The sequence below is a fragment of the Qipengyuania sp. 902 genome, assembly GCF_051195295.1.
Taxonomy (GTDB): domain Bacteria; phylum Pseudomonadota; class Alphaproteobacteria; order Sphingomonadales; family Sphingomonadaceae; genus Qipengyuania.
In genome coordinates this window covers 742,241-757,979 of record NZ_JBNJLJ010000001.1, presented here as the reverse complement: position 1 = coordinate 757,979, position 15,739 = coordinate 742,241, and the positions used below count along the sequence as shown (strand labels likewise).

General features: G+C 64.7%; 19 protein-coding genes. 7 read left to right on the top strand and 12 right to left on the bottom strand.

What is annotated here, in order from left to right:
• Positions 1-3: 3 nt before the first annotated feature.
• The 4 genes from ACSH0F_RS03790 to ACSH0F_RS03775 form a co-directional block, all read right to left on the bottom strand.
• The gene (locus tag ACSH0F_RS03790) at positions 4-1,194 is read right to left on the bottom strand and encodes an efflux RND transporter periplasmic adaptor subunit (protein ID WP_435200031.1); all 1,191 of its coding nucleotides are present in this window, start codon (positions 1,192-1,194) and stop codon (positions 4-6) included.
• A gap of 237 nt (positions 1,195-1,431) precedes the next feature.
• Positions 1,432-1,698, bottom strand: a complete 267-nt coding sequence (locus ACSH0F_RS03785; RefSeq protein ID WP_278329478.1) for a GlsB/YeaQ/YmgE family stress response membrane protein — start codon at positions 1,696-1,698, stop codon at positions 1,432-1,434.
• 144 nt (positions 1,699-1,842) lie between these two features.
• Complete coding sequence (locus tag ACSH0F_RS03780; protein ID WP_435200028.1) at positions 1,843-2,142, bottom strand: DUF1153 domain-containing protein; 300 nt, start codon at positions 2,140-2,142, stop codon at positions 1,843-1,845.
• A complete protein-coding gene (locus tag ACSH0F_RS03775; RefSeq protein WP_435200026.1) occupies positions 2,139-2,432 on the bottom strand; it encodes a hypothetical protein in 294 nt (97 codons plus the stop codon). The genes ACSH0F_RS03780 and ACSH0F_RS03775 overlap by 4 nt, the downstream gene beginning before the upstream one ends.
• Positions 2,433-2,537: 105 nt before the next feature.
• On the opposite strand from ACSH0F_RS03775, the gene mnmA reads away from it, so the two are divergent.
• From mnmA to ACSH0F_RS03760, 3 genes are all read left to right on the top strand, one after another.
• Positions 2,538-3,692, top strand: a complete 1,155-nt coding sequence (mnmA, locus tag ACSH0F_RS03770; protein ID WP_435200024.1) for a tRNA 2-thiouridine(34) synthase MnmA — start codon at positions 2,538-2,540, stop codon at positions 3,690-3,692.
• An 82-nt stretch (positions 3,693-3,774) separates the two neighbouring features.
• A complete protein-coding gene (gene gmd / locus ACSH0F_RS03765; protein ID WP_435200022.1) occupies positions 3,775-4,821 on the top strand; it encodes a GDP-mannose 4,6-dehydratase in 1,047 nt (348 codons plus the stop codon).
• The gene (locus ACSH0F_RS03760) at positions 4,818-5,762 is read left to right on the top strand and encodes a GDP-L-fucose synthase family protein (protein ID WP_435200559.1); all 945 of its coding nucleotides are present in this window, start codon (positions 4,818-4,820) and stop codon (positions 5,760-5,762) included. Before gmd ends, ACSH0F_RS03760 begins: the two co-directional genes overlap by 4 nt.
• Here the strand turns inward: ACSH0F_RS03760 and ACSH0F_RS03755 are convergent.
• Complete coding sequence (locus tag ACSH0F_RS03755; RefSeq protein WP_435200020.1) at positions 5,759-6,103, bottom strand: hypothetical protein; 345 nt, start codon at positions 6,101-6,103, stop codon at positions 5,759-5,761. The genes ACSH0F_RS03760 and ACSH0F_RS03755 overlap by 4 nt on opposite strands.
• A 29-nt stretch (positions 6,104-6,132) precedes the next feature.
• Here ACSH0F_RS03755 and ACSH0F_RS03750 point away from each other — a divergent pair, with 29 nt between their 5' ends.
• Positions 6,133-7,263 (top strand): serine hydrolase domain-containing protein, encoded by a 1,131-nt coding sequence (locus tag ACSH0F_RS03750; protein WP_435200018.1) that lies wholly within the window; start codon positions 6,133-6,135, stop codon positions 7,261-7,263.
• On the opposite strand, the gene ACSH0F_RS03745 is transcribed toward ACSH0F_RS03750, so the two are convergent.
• Genes ACSH0F_RS03745 through pdxH form a run of 3 tightly spaced genes read right to left on the bottom strand, consistent with a single transcriptional unit; the run spans position 7,260 to position 9,623 of the window.
• Complete coding sequence (locus ACSH0F_RS03745) at positions 7,260-8,057, bottom strand: PhzF family phenazine biosynthesis protein (protein WP_435200016.1); 798 nt, start codon at positions 8,055-8,057, stop codon at positions 7,260-7,262. The two genes, ACSH0F_RS03750 and ACSH0F_RS03745, sit on opposite strands and share 4 nt — an antisense overlap.
• Positions 8,054-8,989 (bottom strand): cation diffusion facilitator family transporter, encoded by a 936-nt coding sequence (locus ACSH0F_RS03740; RefSeq protein WP_435200014.1) that lies wholly within the window; start codon positions 8,987-8,989, stop codon positions 8,054-8,056. The genes ACSH0F_RS03745 and ACSH0F_RS03740 overlap by 4 nt, the downstream gene beginning before the upstream one ends.
• A gap of 10 nt (positions 8,990-8,999) precedes the next feature.
• A complete protein-coding gene (gene pdxH / locus ACSH0F_RS03735) occupies positions 9,000-9,623 on the bottom strand; it encodes a pyridoxamine 5'-phosphate oxidase (RefSeq protein ID WP_435200012.1) in 624 nt (207 codons plus the stop codon).
• A gap of 184 nt (positions 9,624-9,807) precedes the next feature.
• Here pdxH and ACSH0F_RS03730 point away from each other — a divergent pair, with 184 nt between their 5' ends.
• From ACSH0F_RS03730 to fabI, 3 genes are read left to right on the top strand one after another with little or no spacing between them, the layout of a single operon-like run.
• Complete coding sequence (locus tag ACSH0F_RS03730; RefSeq protein WP_435200010.1) at positions 9,808-10,770, top strand: DnaJ C-terminal domain-containing protein; 963 nt, start codon at positions 9,808-9,810, stop codon at positions 10,768-10,770.
• A 4-nt stretch (positions 10,771-10,774) separates the two neighbouring features.
• Positions 10,775-11,794 (top strand): YihY/virulence factor BrkB family protein, encoded by a 1,020-nt coding sequence (locus ACSH0F_RS03725; protein WP_278329467.1) that lies wholly within the window; start codon positions 10,775-10,777, stop codon positions 11,792-11,794.
• Positions 11,791-12,600 carry an enoyl-ACP reductase FabI gene (gene fabI / locus ACSH0F_RS03720; protein ID WP_435200008.1) on the top strand — a complete coding sequence of 270 codons (810 nt, stop codon included), beginning with the start codon at positions 11,791-11,793 and terminating at the stop codon, positions 12,598-12,600. The genes ACSH0F_RS03725 and fabI overlap by 4 nt, the downstream gene beginning before the upstream one ends.
• 18 nt (positions 12,601-12,618) lie before the next feature.
• Here the strand turns inward: fabI and ACSH0F_RS03715 are convergent, their stop codons facing one another.
• From ACSH0F_RS03715 to ACSH0F_RS03700, 4 genes are all read right to left on the bottom strand, one after another.
• A complete protein-coding gene (locus ACSH0F_RS03715) occupies positions 12,619-13,242 on the bottom strand; it encodes a hypothetical protein (RefSeq protein ID WP_435200006.1) in 624 nt (207 codons plus the stop codon).
• An 88-nt stretch (positions 13,243-13,330) separates the two neighbouring features.
• Positions 13,331-13,870, bottom strand: a complete 540-nt coding sequence (locus tag ACSH0F_RS03710) for a demethoxyubiquinone hydroxylase family protein (RefSeq protein WP_435200004.1) — start codon at positions 13,868-13,870, stop codon at positions 13,331-13,333.
• Positions 13,867-14,343: a disulfide bond formation protein B gene (locus ACSH0F_RS03705; RefSeq protein WP_435200002.1), complete on the bottom strand. Its 477-nt coding sequence runs from the start codon at positions 14,341-14,343 to the stop codon at positions 13,867-13,869. Before ACSH0F_RS03705 ends, ACSH0F_RS03710 begins: the two co-directional genes overlap by 4 nt.
• Before the next feature lie 15 nt (positions 14,344-14,358).
• Positions 14,359-15,699 carry a S41 family peptidase gene (locus ACSH0F_RS03700; RefSeq protein ID WP_435200000.1) on the bottom strand — a complete coding sequence of 447 codons (1,341 nt, stop codon included), beginning with the start codon at positions 15,697-15,699 and terminating at the stop codon, positions 14,359-14,361.
• Positions 15,700-15,739 lie beyond the last annotated feature (40 nt).

The window sequence follows — 15,739 nt, the reverse complement described above, 5'->3', positions numbered from 1 at the left end:
CGCTCACGCGCCGTCGGCGATTGGGCGGACCGTCTCGCCCGGATTGAGGAAACCGGCGGCCCGCAGCACCACCCGCTCGTTGCCTGCAAGGCCGCCTGCGATGACGATGCCTTCGGATGTCACCTGGCCGAGCTCGATATTGCGCCGCTGCACCGTGTTTTCGGCATCCACGATGAAGACATAGCTGCCCTCGTCGTCAGACTGGATCGCGCTCTCGGGGAGGATCGGCGCGCTGACCGTGCCGCTCTTGATCACGACCGTCGCGAAGCCGCCGGGGCGCAAGCCCTCGGCATAGGGCAGCGCGATCCGCGCCGTACCCTGGCGATCCTGCGAGCTGATCAGCGGCGCGACCTGCCAGACGCTCCCGGTATAGCTATTGTCCGACCCGACCGGCGTGACGGTGGCTGTGGTGCCCACGTTGATCTGCGCGAGATCGGTTTCGCTGAGGCGTGCGAGCACCTCCATCTCACCACCGCGGGCGATGCGGAACAGCGGAGGGGAGCCGGCGCTGACCGTCTGACCGATTTCCACATTGCGTTCGAGCACGAGGCCGGAGGCTGGCGCGACCACGTTGAGGCGGGCGTTCCGGGCCTGCAATTCGCGGACCTGTGCCTGCGCCACGCGCACCCGCGCGACGGCCGCATCGCGCGTTGCCGTGAGGCGATCGACGTCTGCCTCGGAAACGAAACCGCGCTCGACGAGCTGCAGCGAGCGGTCGAGATTGGCTTGCGCGATATTGGCGTCCGACTGCGCGACCTGAACCTGGGCGGCGGCGCTCTGCACCTGCTGCGACTGGACCGAGCGATCGATCGAGACGAGCACCTGGCCCTGGCGGACCCAGTCGCCGGCATCGACGCTGATTGCCGTCACGCGGCCGCCTTCACCGACGACGCCCACCGGCAGATCACGCCGCGCGGCAAGCGTGCCGGTCGCGGAAATCTCGCCATCGACGGTGCTCTGGCCCGGCGCGATCACCGTGACGCTCGGCAATTGGGCCTCACCACCGGCGCTCTCTTCCGCGCTCCCCCCGGAGACAACGAAATAGGCCACGATCGCAAGCAGCAGGGCAAGGATCGCAGCGCCGATGTACCAGCGGCGGCGACGCGTCGCTTCGGCCGTTTCGTCGGATTCGAGCGACGCGCTGCCTGTCATCGGCTCTACCCGCTCCGCCTCGAAACCAGATTCGTAATTCATGGCCATATCGCCCCGGTATGCGTCTTTTCGGATCGCAGTGTATTATCCTGCTAGGTCACTTAGTGCAAGATACTAGCTCGATAGCCGCTAGACCACGCGCTCGGCGCAGGCAAAGAACTATCGACCGATGTGGACCATGAGCGGACGAAGGGCAACGAAAACGGGTGCCTCGACGACGAAAGCCGGAGATCTTTCGATCCCCGGCTTTCGGATTGTTCTGATGTAATCGCGCTAAGTTTAGCGAACGCGTCCACGCTGGACGAGGTTCGCAATTCCGAGAAGCACGATCGCGCCGATGATGGCGATGATGAAGCCGGTCAGGTTGAAGGTCTGGATAGTGCCTTCGATGCCGAAAACGGCGCCTGCAAGGAAATTGCCGATCAGCGCACCGATGATGCCGACGACGATATTCCAGAAGATGCCCATGGAGGCATCGCGGTTCATGACAAGGCTAGCCAGCCAGCCCGCTACACCGCCGACGATAATTGCAATAATCCAACCCATTGTATTCCTCCTGTTTTATCCTGCCCGCCCGATATTCACTTTCGGGCTTCGACAGGAAAACGGTCTCCTGCGTGGTGCAGGACTACCTAGAGGAGCGGATGGTGATGCGTTTTGTTCCCGGGCCCGTCGCCCGCCCCGGAAGGCTCAGTATTTCAACTGGCGTTCGTAGAGGTCGCGATAGTGCTGAATGCGGGTAACGCGTAGGCCCTGCATGCCGGAGCGATCGACGGCGCGCTGCCAGGAAGCGAACTCCTCCAGGCTCAAGCTATAACGATCCAGAACCTCGTCGATCGACAGAAGTCCGCCATTGACGGCAGCGACGACCTCGGCCTTGCGGCGCACGACCCAACGCTTGGTCTGGGGCGACGGCAAATCGTCGAGCGTCAGCGGCTCTCCGAGAGGGCCGATGACCTGCGCCGGCCGGATATCCTGGTTTTCAATCATTCCGTCTCTCTGTCGCCGTGGGTTTCATCACCTGCGGTGTCGCCAAGGCCTAGCGGGTCTGGTTTGCCATCCGTTGAAATATCGTGGTTAACAGCGCCTTCATTCTTTTCGCTGCCTTCGCGGCGGACGTCCGCGAAGGCCCCGAAGCCCCCTTCGACCTGCGCGATCTCCTCCCGGAGTTCGCGAGTCGCCGCCAAGCGCGCGACCAGATCGGTCCAGCGAAACCGGCGGAGATCCGCGGCTTCGCGCTTGTCGGCCAGATCGGCTCTTTGAAATTGCCCCTCGATCATTTGTACGAGGATAACGGCACATGGTGAACGAACCGTAAAGCGTCGCATGCGCGCTTGCGCGCTGCCCTCTGGTGGCAAGCCCCCCAGCCGTGTATGGGGCGCGCCATGCCCGAAAACATTGCTCTTTCCCCGGTTCAGGCAGCCGGTCTTTTCGACTTGCCGCGTGCCGCATCCGATTGCCGCATCGTCGTCGCCATGTCGGGCGGGGTCGACAGCTCGGTTGTCGCTGCGTTGGCCGCGCGCAGCGGTGCGGAAGTGATCGGCGTTACGCTGCAGCTCTACGATTACGGCGCGGCGACGGGGCGCAAGGGCGCGTGCTGCGCGGGCGACGACATTGCCGATGCCCGCGCCGTGGCAGACCGGCTCGGTATCGCTCACTACGTGCATGACCACGAAAGCGCGTTTCGCGAACACGTGGTAGAGGGCTTTGCCGATTCCTATCTCGCCGGGCAGACGCCGGTGCCCTGCATTCGCTGCAACATGGGCCCGAAGTTCACCGACCTGTTCGCCATGGCGCGCGAATTGGGCGCCGATTGCCTTGCCACCGGCCATTATGTCCGCCGCGTGATGGGCCCGGCCGGACCGGAACTGCACCGGGCCCACGATCCTGCACGCGACCAGTCGTATTTCCTTTATGCGACCACAGAAGACCAGCTCGCCTACCTCCGCTTCCCCCTCGGCGGCCTGCCCAAGGCCGAAGTCCGCCAGCTTGCCGAGGAAGCGGGGCTGCGAAACGCTGCAAAGCCCGACAGCCAGGACATCTGCTTCGTGCCCGACGGCGATTATGCGAAGATCGTCAAGAAAATGCGTCCGGAAGGCGTGCGACCGGGCAAAATCGTCCATGCAACGACCGGCGAGGAACTGGGCGAGCATCGCGGCGTGATCCATTACACAGTCGGCCAGCGACGCGGGCTGCAGATCGGTGGCCAGCCCGAACCGCTCTATGTGATCAGGATCGATGCCGAGAGCGCCGAGGTCCGCGTCGGCCCCAAGCGGCTGCTGGCAGTGACAGAGGTGCGCATCGGCGAAACCAACCGCATCGGCCCTCTGCCCGACAAGCCGCTGACCGCCAAGGTGCGCAGCCTCGCCAAGCCGGTGCCGGTCGAGCTCGACGGGCCCCTCAGTAAGGGTCGCAGCGCAAATCTGCGGTTCACGCAGCCTGAATACGGGGTCGCGCCGGGGCAGGCTGCTGTCATTTACGCAGACGACCGCGTGGTCGGCGGCGGCTGGATCGAGGCGACGGTGCCGGTCGAGGCGTAAACCCGTGCGTTTCGGGTCGCACGCTCTTGCGTGATACCGGCGGATATTCAATGCGCTTGCATAGATATAAATCGAGGTCGGCATGAGTGCGAAGCGCGCATTGATTACGGGTGTTACCGGACAGGACGGTTCGTTTCTCGCCCGCCTGCTGCTGGAAAAAGGGTACGAGGTTCACGGGGTCAAGCGCCGGTCCTCTTCCTTCAATACCGGCCGGATCGAGGACATTTACGAAGACCCGCATCGCGAAAATCCGCAGATGCACCTGCATTTCGGCGATGTCACCGATGCCACCAACATCATCCGTGTGGTGCAGGAGGTCCAGCCGCACGAGATCTACAATCTCGCTGCGCAAAGCCATGTGCAGGTCAGCTTCGAGACGCCCGAGTATACCGCCAATGCGGATGGCCTTGGCACTCTGCGCCTGCTTGAGGCGATCCGCATCCTCGGCCTGGAAAACAGCACCCGCTTCTTCCAGGCCTCCACCAGCGAGATGTACGGGCTGGTGCAGGAAACGCCGCAGACCGAAACCACGCCGTTCTACCCGCGGAGCCCATATGCCGCGGCGAAAGCCTATGCGCACTGGATCACGGTGAACTACCGCGAGGCCTACGGACTGCACGCAAGCTGCGGGATCATGTTCAACCATGAAAGCACGGTGCGCGGCGAGACCTTCGTTACGCGCAAGATCACCCGCGCGGTCGCCGCGATCTCCCTCGGGCTGCAGGACCGGCTGTACCTCGGCAATCTCGACGCCCGGCGCGACTGGGGGCATGCGCGCGAATATGCCGAGGGCATGTGGCGCATCCTCCAAAAGGAGCGGCCATCGGACTACGTGCTGGCGACCGGCGCCGCCACCAGCGTACGCGACTTCGCCCGCTGGGCCTTCGAGGAAATCGGTGTGTCGCTGGAGTTCCGCGGCGAAGGCGCCGAGGAGAAAGCCTTTTGCGCCGACAGCGGGCGCTGCCTGATCGAAATCGATCCGCGCTATTTCCGCCCGACCGAGGTCGACCGCCTGCTCGGCGATGCGAGCAAGGCGAAGGCGGAATTGGGCTGGGAAGCGAAAACGCCGCTGCGCGAACTGGTCCGCGAGATGGTGCAGGCGGACATCGCCGGGATACGGGGCTGCTGAGCGTGCCAAGCTTTGCGCTCGACGGTAAACGCGTCTGGGTCGCGGGCCATGGAGGCATGGTCGGGCAGGCGCTCCTCCGCCGGCTGGAACGCGAGCCCTGCACCATCCTCACCGCACCGCGGAGTGTCGATTTACGCGACCAAGGCGCCGTGCACGAATGGTTTGCCGCCAATCGGCCCGATGCGGTGATCCTGGCCGCCGCGCGAGTCGGCGGCATCATGGCCAATGCCGAGCGTCCGGCGGAATTCCTCTACGACAATCTCGCCATCGCAACGAATGTGATCCACGCTGCGCACCTGCACGATGCGGCGAAGCTGCTGTTTCTCGGCTCCTCCTGCATCTATCCGAAGCACGCCGAGCAACCGATCCGCGAAGATGCCCTGCTGACAGGCCCGCTGGAGCCGACCAATGAGGCCTATGCGATTGCCAAGATCGCCGGACTGAAGCTCGCTGCAGCCTACCGCGCGCAATATGGGCGGGATTTCATCTCCGCCATGCCGACCAACCTCTACGGGCCGGGCGACAATTGGGATCCTGCATCGAGCCATGTCGTCCCTGCCCTGATCCGCAAGGCGCATGAGGCGAAGCTGGCCGCCGATGACAGCTTCGTCATTTGGGGCAGCGGCACGCCGCGCCGCGAGTTCCTGCATGTCGACGATCTCGCCGATGCCTGCGTGATGCTGTTGCGGCGTTACTCGGACGATGCGCCGATCAATGTGGGCTCGGGCCACGACATCGCCATTGCCGATCTCGCGCGGATGATTGCGGATGTGGTCGGGTTCGAAGGCGCTATCAAGTACGACACGTCGAAACCGGACGGCACGCCGCGCAAGCTGATGGACAATTCCCGCCTGGCCGCGATGGGCTGGCAGCCGCGCATCGACCTGAGGGATGGCCTGCAGGATGCCTACGCAGCGCTCTTGCGCGAGACCGGCGCCTAGCCTTCCCACTCGTCCAGCACGCAAGCGTAACCCTCGCGCCAGGTGGCGGTCTCCGAAGCTACCAGTGGGATCGAGGCAGTCACGCTTTTCGCCTGCGGATTTTCGCTCAGGCTGACCAGCTCCATCCCGGCAAGCTTGTCTTTGGCGCAATCGTCCAGACTGCGCCCCGCGACGAAGCGGCAGGAACAGGCGACATGCGCGGCATAGGCCGTGCCGGTCGCGCCGGTCCGGCGCAGGCCGTCGCCCCAGACCGCCCAAGCGATCGCGCCCAGTCCGGCGATGATGATCGTGAGCCACAACCACAGGCGCAGTTTTCCAGAGCGTTTTTTGGCCGTTGCCAAGTCGGATTCCTTCGTGCGAGTGACGCGTCATGCCCCAGCGGACCGCCCCCCTTATCGCGCTTGTCCTCGCCGCCACAAGCCTTGCCGCGTGCGGCGGCTCCGGTCCTGCCGAAGAGCCGCCGCTGAGCGAGGAAGCGCTGGCGGCGGTGAAGGACGATCCGGGCGCGCCGACCAAGGCGTTGGCGCGCGAATCGGACCAGCTGTTCACGCTCGACGGGCTGGGCGACACGCGGGCGCTGGTCGTCATGCACGGCGGCGAGATCGCCGTCGAACGCTATGGCGAAGGCTACGGCCCGCAGACGCGCTTCATCAGCTGGTCGATGGCGAAGACGGTGACTGCGGTAATGATCGGCATGCTGGTAGCGGACGGGCAGCTGCGGCTCGATGCCCCCGCCCCCGTGCCGCGCTGGCAGCGCACCGGCGATCCGCGTGCCGAGATCACCTTGCGCCAATTGCTCCAGATGCGCTCCGGCCTCGAACATACCGAGGCGGGCGATCCGCCCTACGAGAGCAGCGAGGTGCGCATGCTGTTCCTCGACGGACGCGACGACATGGCCGATTACGCCACCGCCCAGCCGCTCGAAGCGGAGCCGGGTTCGCGCTTCGAATATTCCTCGAACACCACGGTGATCCTGGCCGATATCGCGGCGCGTGCGCTGACCGAGAGCACCAATCCCGACGCGCGCCGCAAGGCGGTCGCCGACTATCTGCAAGCCCGCCTGTTCGGGCCGCTGGGAATGACCAGCGCCGTGCCGGAATTCGATCGCGCGGGCACGCTGATCGCGGGCAGCCTGATTCACGCCAATGCCCGCGACTGGGCAAAGTTCGGCGAGATGCTGCGCAACAAGGGATCGGTGAAGGGCGAGCAGCTGGTGCCGCGCCAGTGGGTCGAAGAGATGCTCGAACCCAGCCCCGTCAGCCCGCACTACGGTCTGCAAACCTGGCTCAATCGCCCGTTACCCGATGGCGAGGAGCATCCATTGTTCCCCGACCGCGCGCCGCACAGCGCGTTTTCCGCGATCGGTCACATGGGGCAGTATATCTTCGTCTCGCCAAGCCAGAAGCTGACCGTGGTGCGCCTCGGCCATTCGGACGCGCCGCAGCGCAAGGCCATGCTCCAGCAGCTCGCGGACATCATCGAGCTTTACCCGGCAGGTTAGGGCAGCAGGAAACGCCCTTCTACTACTGTGACGCAGGGGCCGGACAGGACGGCCCGGTCGCCTTCGCGGCGGCATGTAGCGTGTCCCCCGCGCTGCGATGCCTGGAGCGCGGTGAAGCTTTCGCACCCGAGCCGGTTGGTCCAGAAGTGTGTGAGCGCCGCGTGGGCCGAGCCGGTGAAGCTGTCCTCGTCGACACCGCCGCCTGGCACGAACACGCGGCTGACGACGTCGGTCTCACCGCCCTGTGCCGTGCAGATGAACTGGTCGTTCCCCAATGCCCGCAACCCGCGCATGTCGGGGTCGAGCCCGCGCACCGTTTCCTCGCTGTCGAACAGATAGATCCCGTATCCTTCGGGATTGAGCCAAGTCTCGCGCGGCTCCGCGCCCAGCAACACCGCCGCCTCGTCCCACGATCCGGGTTCGGTGGGGATTATTGGAAGGCCCAGTTCGTAGGCCGAGACCGCTTGCCTGACCTCCAGATTGCCCGCGCGCCGCGTGCGGAAGGTCACCCGCTCGCCCCCGTCGCGACTCAGCAGCACATGGCCGCTCGCCAATGTCGCATGACCGCATAGTCGCACTTCCTCGGTCGGCGTGAACCAGCGCAATTCGAAATCGGCCTCGTCACTGGCATCGGGCACCACGAAAGCGGTCTCGGCGAAATTGTTCTCTTCGGCGATGGCCTGGAGAACGTCGTCCTCGGGCCACGCATCGAGCGGCATCACCGCGGCTTGGTTGCCGGCAAAGGGGCGGTCGGCGAAGGCGTCGACATGCCAATAGGGCAGTGCGGTGGTCATCCATCTTTCTCCAGCTTGGCGAATTCGTTGTCCTCGACCAGCGGATTGTCCGGCTCGTCGACATGACCCTCGGGATCGATATGGATCAGCAATTCGAGCCCGGGGAAGCGCTGGCACAGGTCGGCCTCCACCCGCTCGATAATGTCATGCGCTTCCTCCACCGTCATGATCGGCGGCAGGTCGACATGGAATTGCGCGAAGTCGCGATGGCCGCTGGTGCGCGTGCGCAGATCGTGCAGGTTCGTAAGCTCGGGGTGCCGGGCCGCCGCTTCGACGAAGGCGAGCCGCTTGTCCTCCGGCCATTCGCGATCCATCAGGTCATCGACCGCATCGCTTGCCCCGCGCCATGCGCCCCACGCGAGCCACGCAGCGATGGCGAGGCCGAACAGCGGATCGGCAATGCCGAGCCCTGCAAACTGGTCCATCGCGAGCGCGGCGATCACTGCGAGATTGAGCAACAGATCGGACTTGTAGTGCAGGTGATCGGTCTGGATCGCCAGACTGCGCGTCCGGCTCATCACATAGCGCTGCCACGCCAGCAGAGCGAAGGTCAGCGCGATCGCGATCAGCGAGACGGCGATGCCCTCTTCCGCTGCCGCCGTTTCGACCGCGCCGGACAATTGCATGATTGCCCGCGTCGCGATCCCGAAGGCGGACAGCGCGATCAGCATGACCTGGAAAACAGCCGCCAGCGCTTCCGCCTTGCCATGGCCGAACCGGTGATCTTCGTCCGCCGGCATGGAGGCGATCCAGACGCCGGTGAGCGTGGCGATACTCGCGATGAGGTCGAGCGCGGAATCGGCAAGGCTGCCGAGCATGGCGGTCGAGCCGGTCCGCCAGCTCGCCCAGCTCTTCAGCGCGACGAGAATCACCGCCACCGTGATCGAGGCGAATGCTGCGCTGCGAGCGAGTCGGGTGCGGTCGTCGGTCATCGATATTACGTCACGGATAGAGCAGCGTGTCGTCCCACGCTTCCGTCGCGCTGCTGCGCGTAAACAGGCGCCGGTCGTGCAGGCGATACTCGCGGTCCTGCCAGAATTCGATCCGGCGCGGGCTCAGCCGAAAGCCGGTCCAGTGCGACGGGCGCGGAATGTCGCCCTCGGGATAGCGTTCCTCCAGCGCGGCCACCCGGTCGAGATAGACTTGCCGATCCGGCAAGGGGCGCGACTGGTCGCTGGCGGCCGAGCCGATCTGCGAGGCGCGGGGCCGAGAGTGGAAATAATCGTCGGCCTGGGCAGGATCGACTTCCTCCAGGGGGCCTTCGATGCGGATCTGGCGGCGCAGGCTCTTCCAGTGGAACAGCAGCGCGGCGCGCATATTGGCGCGGATCTGCTCGCCCTTGCGGCTTTCGGCATTGGTGTAGAAGACGAACCCCCCGCCCTCGCCCTGATCGACGCCGCGCGCTTTCAGCAGCACCATCCGGACCGACGGCATCCCATCGGCAGTGGCCGTCGCCAGCGCCATGGCGTTGGGATCGTTCGGCTCGCTCGCCTTGGCCTCGCCGAACCACACCTCGAACAGCGAGAACGGGTCCGCCTTGGGAATTGCGCTTTCGTCGGTCTGCATCGGGCGGGTCCTAGGCAATGGGGATCGGTTCAGGAGCAAAACGCAGGCGCGCCCGTTTGGGGCAAAACAGGTTCGCATTATGGAGACAATCGCTGCGCATCGGCCACCCCCTAACCGCATCCGTCCGCGTGGGAAACCACTCGCGCTTGCACGGATCGGCTGTTGCACCTAGCTAACACGCCTGATGGCTACCAATTCCCGCGATCCCTATTCCACTCTCGGCGTCGCTCGCGGCGCGTCGGAGAAGGACATCAAGAGCGCCTATCGTAAGCTGGCGAAGGAGCTTCACCCCGACCGCAACAAGGACAATCCGCAGGCTTCTGAGCGGTTCAGCCAGGTCACGCAGGCTTACGACCTGTTGTCCGACAAGGACAAGCGCGCCCAGTTCGACCGCGGCGAGATCGATGCCGATGGCAATCCGGCCAATCCATTCGCCGGTATGGGCGGGGGCGGCGGCTTCGGCGGGGCCGGTGGCGGGCAGCGTGGCTATCGCGCCGAAGATTTCCAGGGGTTCGGACAGGAAGCCGATCTCGGCGACATATTCGAAGGCCTTTTTGGCGGCGGCAGGGCGCGATCGTCTGGCATGGGCGGCGGCCCGTTCGGCGGTGGCCGCCGTGCGCCGCCACCCAAGGGCTCTGATATTGGCTATCGTCTGCGCGTCCCCTTCGTCGAAGCGGCGACGCTCAAAGACCAGCGCATTACGCTCGCCGACGGCAAGACCATCGATCTCAAGCTGCCCAAGGGGGTCGAGAACGGCACCCAGATGCGCCTGAAGGGCAAGGGCGAGCAAGGGCCGGGCGGCGCGGGCGACGGCCTGGTCACGATCGAGATCGACCGGCACAAGCTCTACAAACGCGATGGTGACGACGTGCGCTTCGACCTGCCGATTACGCTCGACGAGGCTGTGAATGGCGGCAAGGTGCGTGTGCCCACGGTCGATGGCCCGGTAATGATGACGATCAAACCCGGCACGGACGGCGGCACGGTGCTGCGCCTGAAGGGCAAGGGCTTCACCAGAAAGAACGGCACCCGCGGCGATCAGCTCGTGACGCTGGAGATCCAGCTGCCCGGCGATCTCGCGGAGCTTGCCAAGCGGCTCGAAGGCTGGAAGGACGACAGCGACCCACGCAGCAAGCTCGGGGTATAGCCGTTTGAGTGCAAACGATCTTCCAAGCGAGGAAGAGCGCGAAGTCCAGTCGCTGTCCCCCGAGGCGCGCCGCCAGCACGCGGCGACCTTGCGTGGGCGCGTGGTCGAAAGGGTCGGACCCGGGACTAGGGCCTGGGAAGTCGCCAAGCGTACGGCCGTCGGCACCTTCAACGACGGCTTTATTCACGCGGGCAATCTCGCCTATCTGGCGATGTTCTCGATCTTCCCGTTTTTCATTCTCGGGGCAGCGCTGTTCTCGCTCATAGGAGAGGAAAGCGACCGCGCCGCATCAATCAACGCCATCCTCGTGACTCTGCCGCCCAGTGTCGGCAACGTCATCGAGCCGGTCGCGCGCGACGTCATTAATTCGCGCAGCGGCTGGCTGCTCTGGGCCGGTGCCGCCGTAGCGCTCTGGACGGTCGGCAGCCTGATCGAGACGATCCGCGACATCCTGCGCCGCGCCTACGGCACCAAGCTGACCCATGCTTTCTGGAAGTACAGGCTGTTCTCATCGGGCGTAATTCTGGGCGCGGTGCTGCTGTTGATGCTTTCCCTTATCGCGCAGATTGCGATCGGGGCGGCGCAGCAAGTGATCGAGGCCTATTTCCCCGATCTCGTCGACCGGGTCAGCGACCTGCGCCTTTCGCGCATCATTCCGGCGCTCGGCCTGTTCGGTTCGCTCTATCTCATCTTCTATACGCTGACCCCGTCACGATACCGCGCGCGTCGCTATCCGAAATGGCCCGGCGTGCTGTTCACGACCGTCTGGTGGATCCTAGTGACGACCCTGCTGCCCTTGGTGCTGCGCAGCTTCTTCACGTATAATCTTACCTACGGCAGCCTGGCCGGGATCATGATTGCGCTGTTCTTTTTCTGGCTTGTCGGCCTCGGCGTGGTTATCGGCGCTGAACTGAACGCGGCGCTCGCGGAGACGCCGGAAGAGGAAATGAATACCATAGGCCAAGCGGACGACCGGAGACGGGCGGAGCTGGCGAAGGAAGCGGAAGAAGAGGGCACGGCATGAGCGGATTGATGCAGGGCAAGCGCGGGCTGATCATGGGCCTCGCCAACGACAAGTCACTGGCCTGGGGCATCGCCAAGAAGCTCGCCGAGCACGGCGCGGAGCTTGCGTTTTCCTATCAGGGCGAGGCGCTGAAAAAGCGCGTCGGCCCGCTTGCCGAACAGCTCGGCAGCGATTTCATGTTCGAATGCGACGTATCCGACATGGAAGCGCTCGACCGGGCCTTCGACACACTGAAATCGCGTTGGTACACGATCGATTTCGTCGTCCACGCGATCGGCTTCTCCGACAAGAGCGAGCTGCGCGGGAAATACGTCGACACCAGTCTCGACAATTTCCTGATGACGATGAATATTTCCGCCTATTCGCTGGTGGCGGTGACCAAGCGGGCCGCGGAGATGATGCCGAACGGCGGATCAATCGTGACGCTGACCTATTACGGCGCGGAAAAGGTCATTCCGCATTACAATGTCATGGGTGTCGCCAAGGCGGCGCTCGAGACCAGCGTGCAATATCTCGCCAACGACCTCGGGCCGCAGAACATTCGCGTGAATGCGATCAGTGCTGGGCCCGTCAAGACGCTGGCGGCGAGCGGGATCGGCGATTTCCGTTATATCCTGAAGTGGAACGAGCTGAACTCGCCGCTCCGTCGCAATATCACGATCGAGGATGTCGGCGGATCGGGCCTCTATTTCCTGTCCGACCTGTCATCGGGCGTGACCGGCGAGACGCACCATGTCGATGCCGGCTATCACGTCGTCGGCATGAAACAGGAAGACGCGCCGGATATCGCCCTCGACAAGGGCTGAACCCCCAAAAATGCGCGCTCAGCCTTCGGGCGGGCGCGCCAGGTCTTCGACTTCGCGGTCGCCGTCCGTGTCGATCACGGAATCGGGCGTTTCGGTAGCCTCGCCCGGTGCGGCACCGTCGCGTTCGCGTTCGAGCCGTTCCATGTATTGGCGCTCGATCATCTCGACTCGCTCCTGCTCGGCAGCGGCTTCGGCATCGATGCCCTCGAGCCGTTCGGCCCGCGCTTCGGCGACGAGCTGGCCGAAGCGGACCTCCGACGAATTCTCCCGATCCGCGTAAGCCTCGCGGATAAGCTCCTGCGTGCAACCGGTGAAGCCACCCGCGCCGGTCGGCGAGCAGGACATGATGCCCGATGCGCCGACATATTCGAGCTGTTCGACCCGCTCGGCCCACGCCTGATTCGCCGGATCATCCGAGAAACGGAGACGCTCGGGGATCCGATAACGCTCGTTTTCATCCTTGCGGGCGCACACGACGATGACATCGCCCGTGCTTTCGGGGCATTGGTCGTCGCCATAGACGATGACCATGTTGTAGCTGTCGTCGCCGGTCTCGACCGTGGTCTGCGCCGCAACGGGCGCGGCCACGATGGCGGCGGCAAGCGCGGCTGCGGAAGCGATCGGGGTAAGCAGTCTGGTCATCATGGCCTCTCGGAACGTATGTGGCGCGCATAGGGCACGCCTGCCGGTGAACTGTCTATGAAGCGCGCGAAACGCCTGCGATGTTCCCTCAGATGCGCTGCGAAATGCCGATCGCGGCCCGGCAGCCTGCGCGGATGACTGCGGAGAGCAGCGGATAGGCCGGTGCGCGTTCGGCCCCTGCGGCCAGCGCGGCGTCGCGGTGCTCGCGTTCGTCTTCGCGGAATTCCTCGATCATGGCGGCGAGCTCCGGATCTTCGCCCGCTTCCATCAGCCGGTCGAGCTGGCGGGAATAATGATCGTCGATCTCGGTTTCGACTGCGGCGGTGCAGGCCATCGCGGCTTCGGGCCCGATCAGCGCGGTCACCGCACCCAGTGCGAAACCGGCGCGATCCCAGAACGGCTGCAAGAGCGTAGGCCGCACGCCGCGTCGCGCCATCAATTCATCGAACCTCTCACGATGCCCGGCTTCCTGCTCGGCCATGCCGGCGATCTCGGCGGAGTCGGGGCCACGGTCGCCCATCACGGCGAGCTGGCCGGCGTAGATACGCGTCGCGCCGAATTCTCCGGCCTGGTCAACGCGAATCATGCGGGCGATGTGGTCGGGGACCTTTTTCGAGGCTGGAGTCATACGCGGCGATCCTTTGCCAGCAGGGCGAGAATGGAAATGCCGGCTGCAGTAGAGATGAGAAAGTTGTAGCCCGCCAGGCTGATGCCGAACAGCGTCCACGCCGGTTCGTCGCAGCGCGTCAGCGGAGCATTCATGATATTGTCGAGCGCGCTTCCGCCCCCGCTCGTGACCGTGGCCGCGCAAGAGGTGATCCCTTCCCACCAACTATATTCGACTCCGGCATGGAATAGCCCGATCCCGCCCGAGACGAGGATGGCGATCGCCGCTAGGCCCGTCCAGAACCGCTGCGGCGGAGCGGCGAACGCCAGAAGAGCGAACCCGACCGCCGCGAAATGCGGCCAGCGCTGCCACCAGCACATTTCGCACGGGTACAGGCCAAAGCCGTATTGGGAGACGTAAGCTCCGCCCAGCAGGAGCGCCGGGACCGCAATGGCCAGCACGCGGGCCAGCCGCGAGGATGGAGACAGGCTCATGCCCAGTCGTTTAGCCTAGTTGGCGCGGCGGGCAACCGTGTTCGGCGAGGTGCGGCGCAGCGTCTCCAGCGCATAGTGCAGCTGAAAATCCTCGATCCCCTGCTCTTCGAGCTCCTCGGCGGTCAGCTGAAACCGCGGATCGTCGCGCTGGTCGCGCTCCATCGCCTCGTCGGCGAGACCCGCCTCGTTGACCAGATGGCCGCGCAGATCCGATTCGCGCACGGTGAAGCGCGATTTCTTCGCGAGGTCCGGGTCCGACAACTGCGGCACGGCGATGTCCGGCTTGATCCCGCCTTCCTGCACCGAGTGACCCGAAGGCGTGTAGTAGCGCGCCGTCGTCAATTTGAGCGCGGCATCGCGGCCGAGCGGCAGCAGCGATTGCACACTGCCCTTACCGAAGCTGCGCTGGCCCATGACGATCGCGCGGCGATGGTCCTTGAGTGCGCCGGCGACGATTTCGGATGCCGAAGCCGAACCTTCGTCGATCAGCACGATGATCGGTACATCCTGCGCGATATCGCCGCGGAACACGGTTTCGGCGTCGTAATAGATGTTTTCGCCCCTCGCGCGGCCGCGCTGAGACACGATCCGCCCTTCGGTGAGGAAGAGGTCGGAGAGCGCCACCGCCTCGTCGAGACTTCCGCCCGGGTTGGAGCGCAGGTCGAGAACCAGCCCGTTGAGGCGGCCCGAGGCCTTACTCTGCAAATCTTCCCACGCCGCAAAGACATCGCTGCCGACATCGCGCGAGAATTCGTTGATCATGATGTGGCCGATATTGCCGCTTTCGAGCTCCCAGGTGACGGGCTCGAGCTCGATCACGCCGCGCGTCACGGTCACATCGAACGGCTCGTCACGACCGGGACGGAAGACGGTCAGCCCGATAGAGGTGCCTTCGCGGCCCCGCATCTGGGCCACCGCTTCATCGAGGCTACCACCGACGATCAGCTTGCCATCGAGATGCGTGATGAAATCGCCTGCCTTCAGGCCGGCCTTGTCTGCGGGGCTGCCACGGAAGGGCGAGATGATCTTGACCGCGCCATCTTCCATCACGACCGACAGGCCGAGACCCGAGTAATTGCCGTCGATCATCGTCTCGAGCCGCTGGAGATCGCTGCCGTCCAGATAGCCCGAATGCGGATCGAGCGAAGTCAGCATGCCGTCGATCATGCCGCGCATCAACTTGTCGTCGTCGACCTCGTCGACATAGCTCGCCTTGATGCGCTGGTAGACCGCCATCACCTTGGCGAACTCCGGACCCGCCCGGCCTTCGACCTGCGCCATGCTCGCCGTGGTCGCGGGGATCAACGCGACGGCGGTCACGAGGGCGGCAGAACGTAGCAGGGCGGCGATTGTCATCGGCGGAGTTTCTCCAATATTCAGCGGCGGCTTATGGCAG

What these genes read in the sequence shown, in the direction of transcription:
- ACSH0F_RS03790 (WP_435200031.1), bottom strand. Translation starts at nt 1,194, where the DNA reads ATGAATTACGAATCTGGTTTCGAGGCGGAGCGGGTAGAGCCGATGACA.
- ACSH0F_RS03785 (WP_278329478.1), bottom strand. Translation starts at nt 1,698, where the DNA reads ATGGGTTGGATTATTGCAATTATCGTCGGCGGTGTAGCGGGCTGGCTG.
- ACSH0F_RS03780 (WP_435200028.1), bottom strand. Translation starts at nt 2,142, where the DNA reads ATGATTGAAAACCAGGATATCCGGCCGGCGCAGGTCATCGGCCCTCTC.
- ACSH0F_RS03775 (WP_435200026.1), bottom strand. Translation starts at nt 2,432, where the DNA reads ATGATCGAGGGGCAATTTCAAAGAGCCGATCTGGCCGACAAGCGCGAA.
- mnmA (WP_435200024.1), top strand. Translation starts at nt 2,538, where the DNA reads ATGCCCGAAAACATTGCTCTTTCCCCGGTTCAGGCAGCCGGTCTTTTC.
- gmd (WP_435200022.1), top strand. Translation starts at nt 3,775, where the DNA reads ATGAGTGCGAAGCGCGCATTGATTACGGGTGTTACCGGACAGGACGGT.
- ACSH0F_RS03750 (WP_435200018.1), top strand. Translation starts at nt 6,133, where the DNA reads ATGCCCCAGCGGACCGCCCCCCTTATCGCGCTTGTCCTCGCCGCCACA.
- ACSH0F_RS03745 (WP_435200016.1), bottom strand. Translation starts at nt 8,057, where the DNA reads ATGACCACCGCACTGCCCTATTGGCATGTCGACGCCTTCGCCGACCGC.
- ACSH0F_RS03740 (WP_435200014.1), bottom strand. Translation starts at nt 8,989, where the DNA reads ATGACCGACGACCGCACCCGACTCGCTCGCAGCGCAGCATTCGCCTCG.
- pdxH (WP_435200012.1), bottom strand. Translation starts at nt 9,623, where the DNA reads ATGCAGACCGACGAAAGCGCAATTCCCAAGGCGGACCCGTTCTCGCTG.
- ACSH0F_RS03730 (WP_435200010.1), top strand. Translation starts at nt 9,808, where the DNA reads ATGGCTACCAATTCCCGCGATCCCTATTCCACTCTCGGCGTCGCTCGC.
- fabI (WP_435200008.1), top strand. Translation starts at nt 11,791, where the DNA reads ATGAGCGGATTGATGCAGGGCAAGCGCGGGCTGATCATGGGCCTCGCC.
- ACSH0F_RS03715 (WP_435200006.1), bottom strand. Translation starts at nt 13,242, where the DNA reads ATGACCAGACTGCTTACCCCGATCGCTTCCGCAGCCGCGCTTGCCGCC.
- ACSH0F_RS03710 (WP_435200004.1), bottom strand. Translation starts at nt 13,870, where the DNA reads ATGACTCCAGCCTCGAAAAAGGTCCCCGACCACATCGCCCGCATGATT.
- ACSH0F_RS03705 (WP_435200002.1), bottom strand. Translation starts at nt 14,343, where the DNA reads ATGAGCCTGTCTCCATCCTCGCGGCTGGCCCGCGTGCTGGCCATTGCG.
- ACSH0F_RS03700 (WP_435200000.1), bottom strand. Translation starts at nt 15,699, where the DNA reads ATGACAATCGCCGCCCTGCTACGTTCTGCCGCCCTCGTGACCGCCGTC.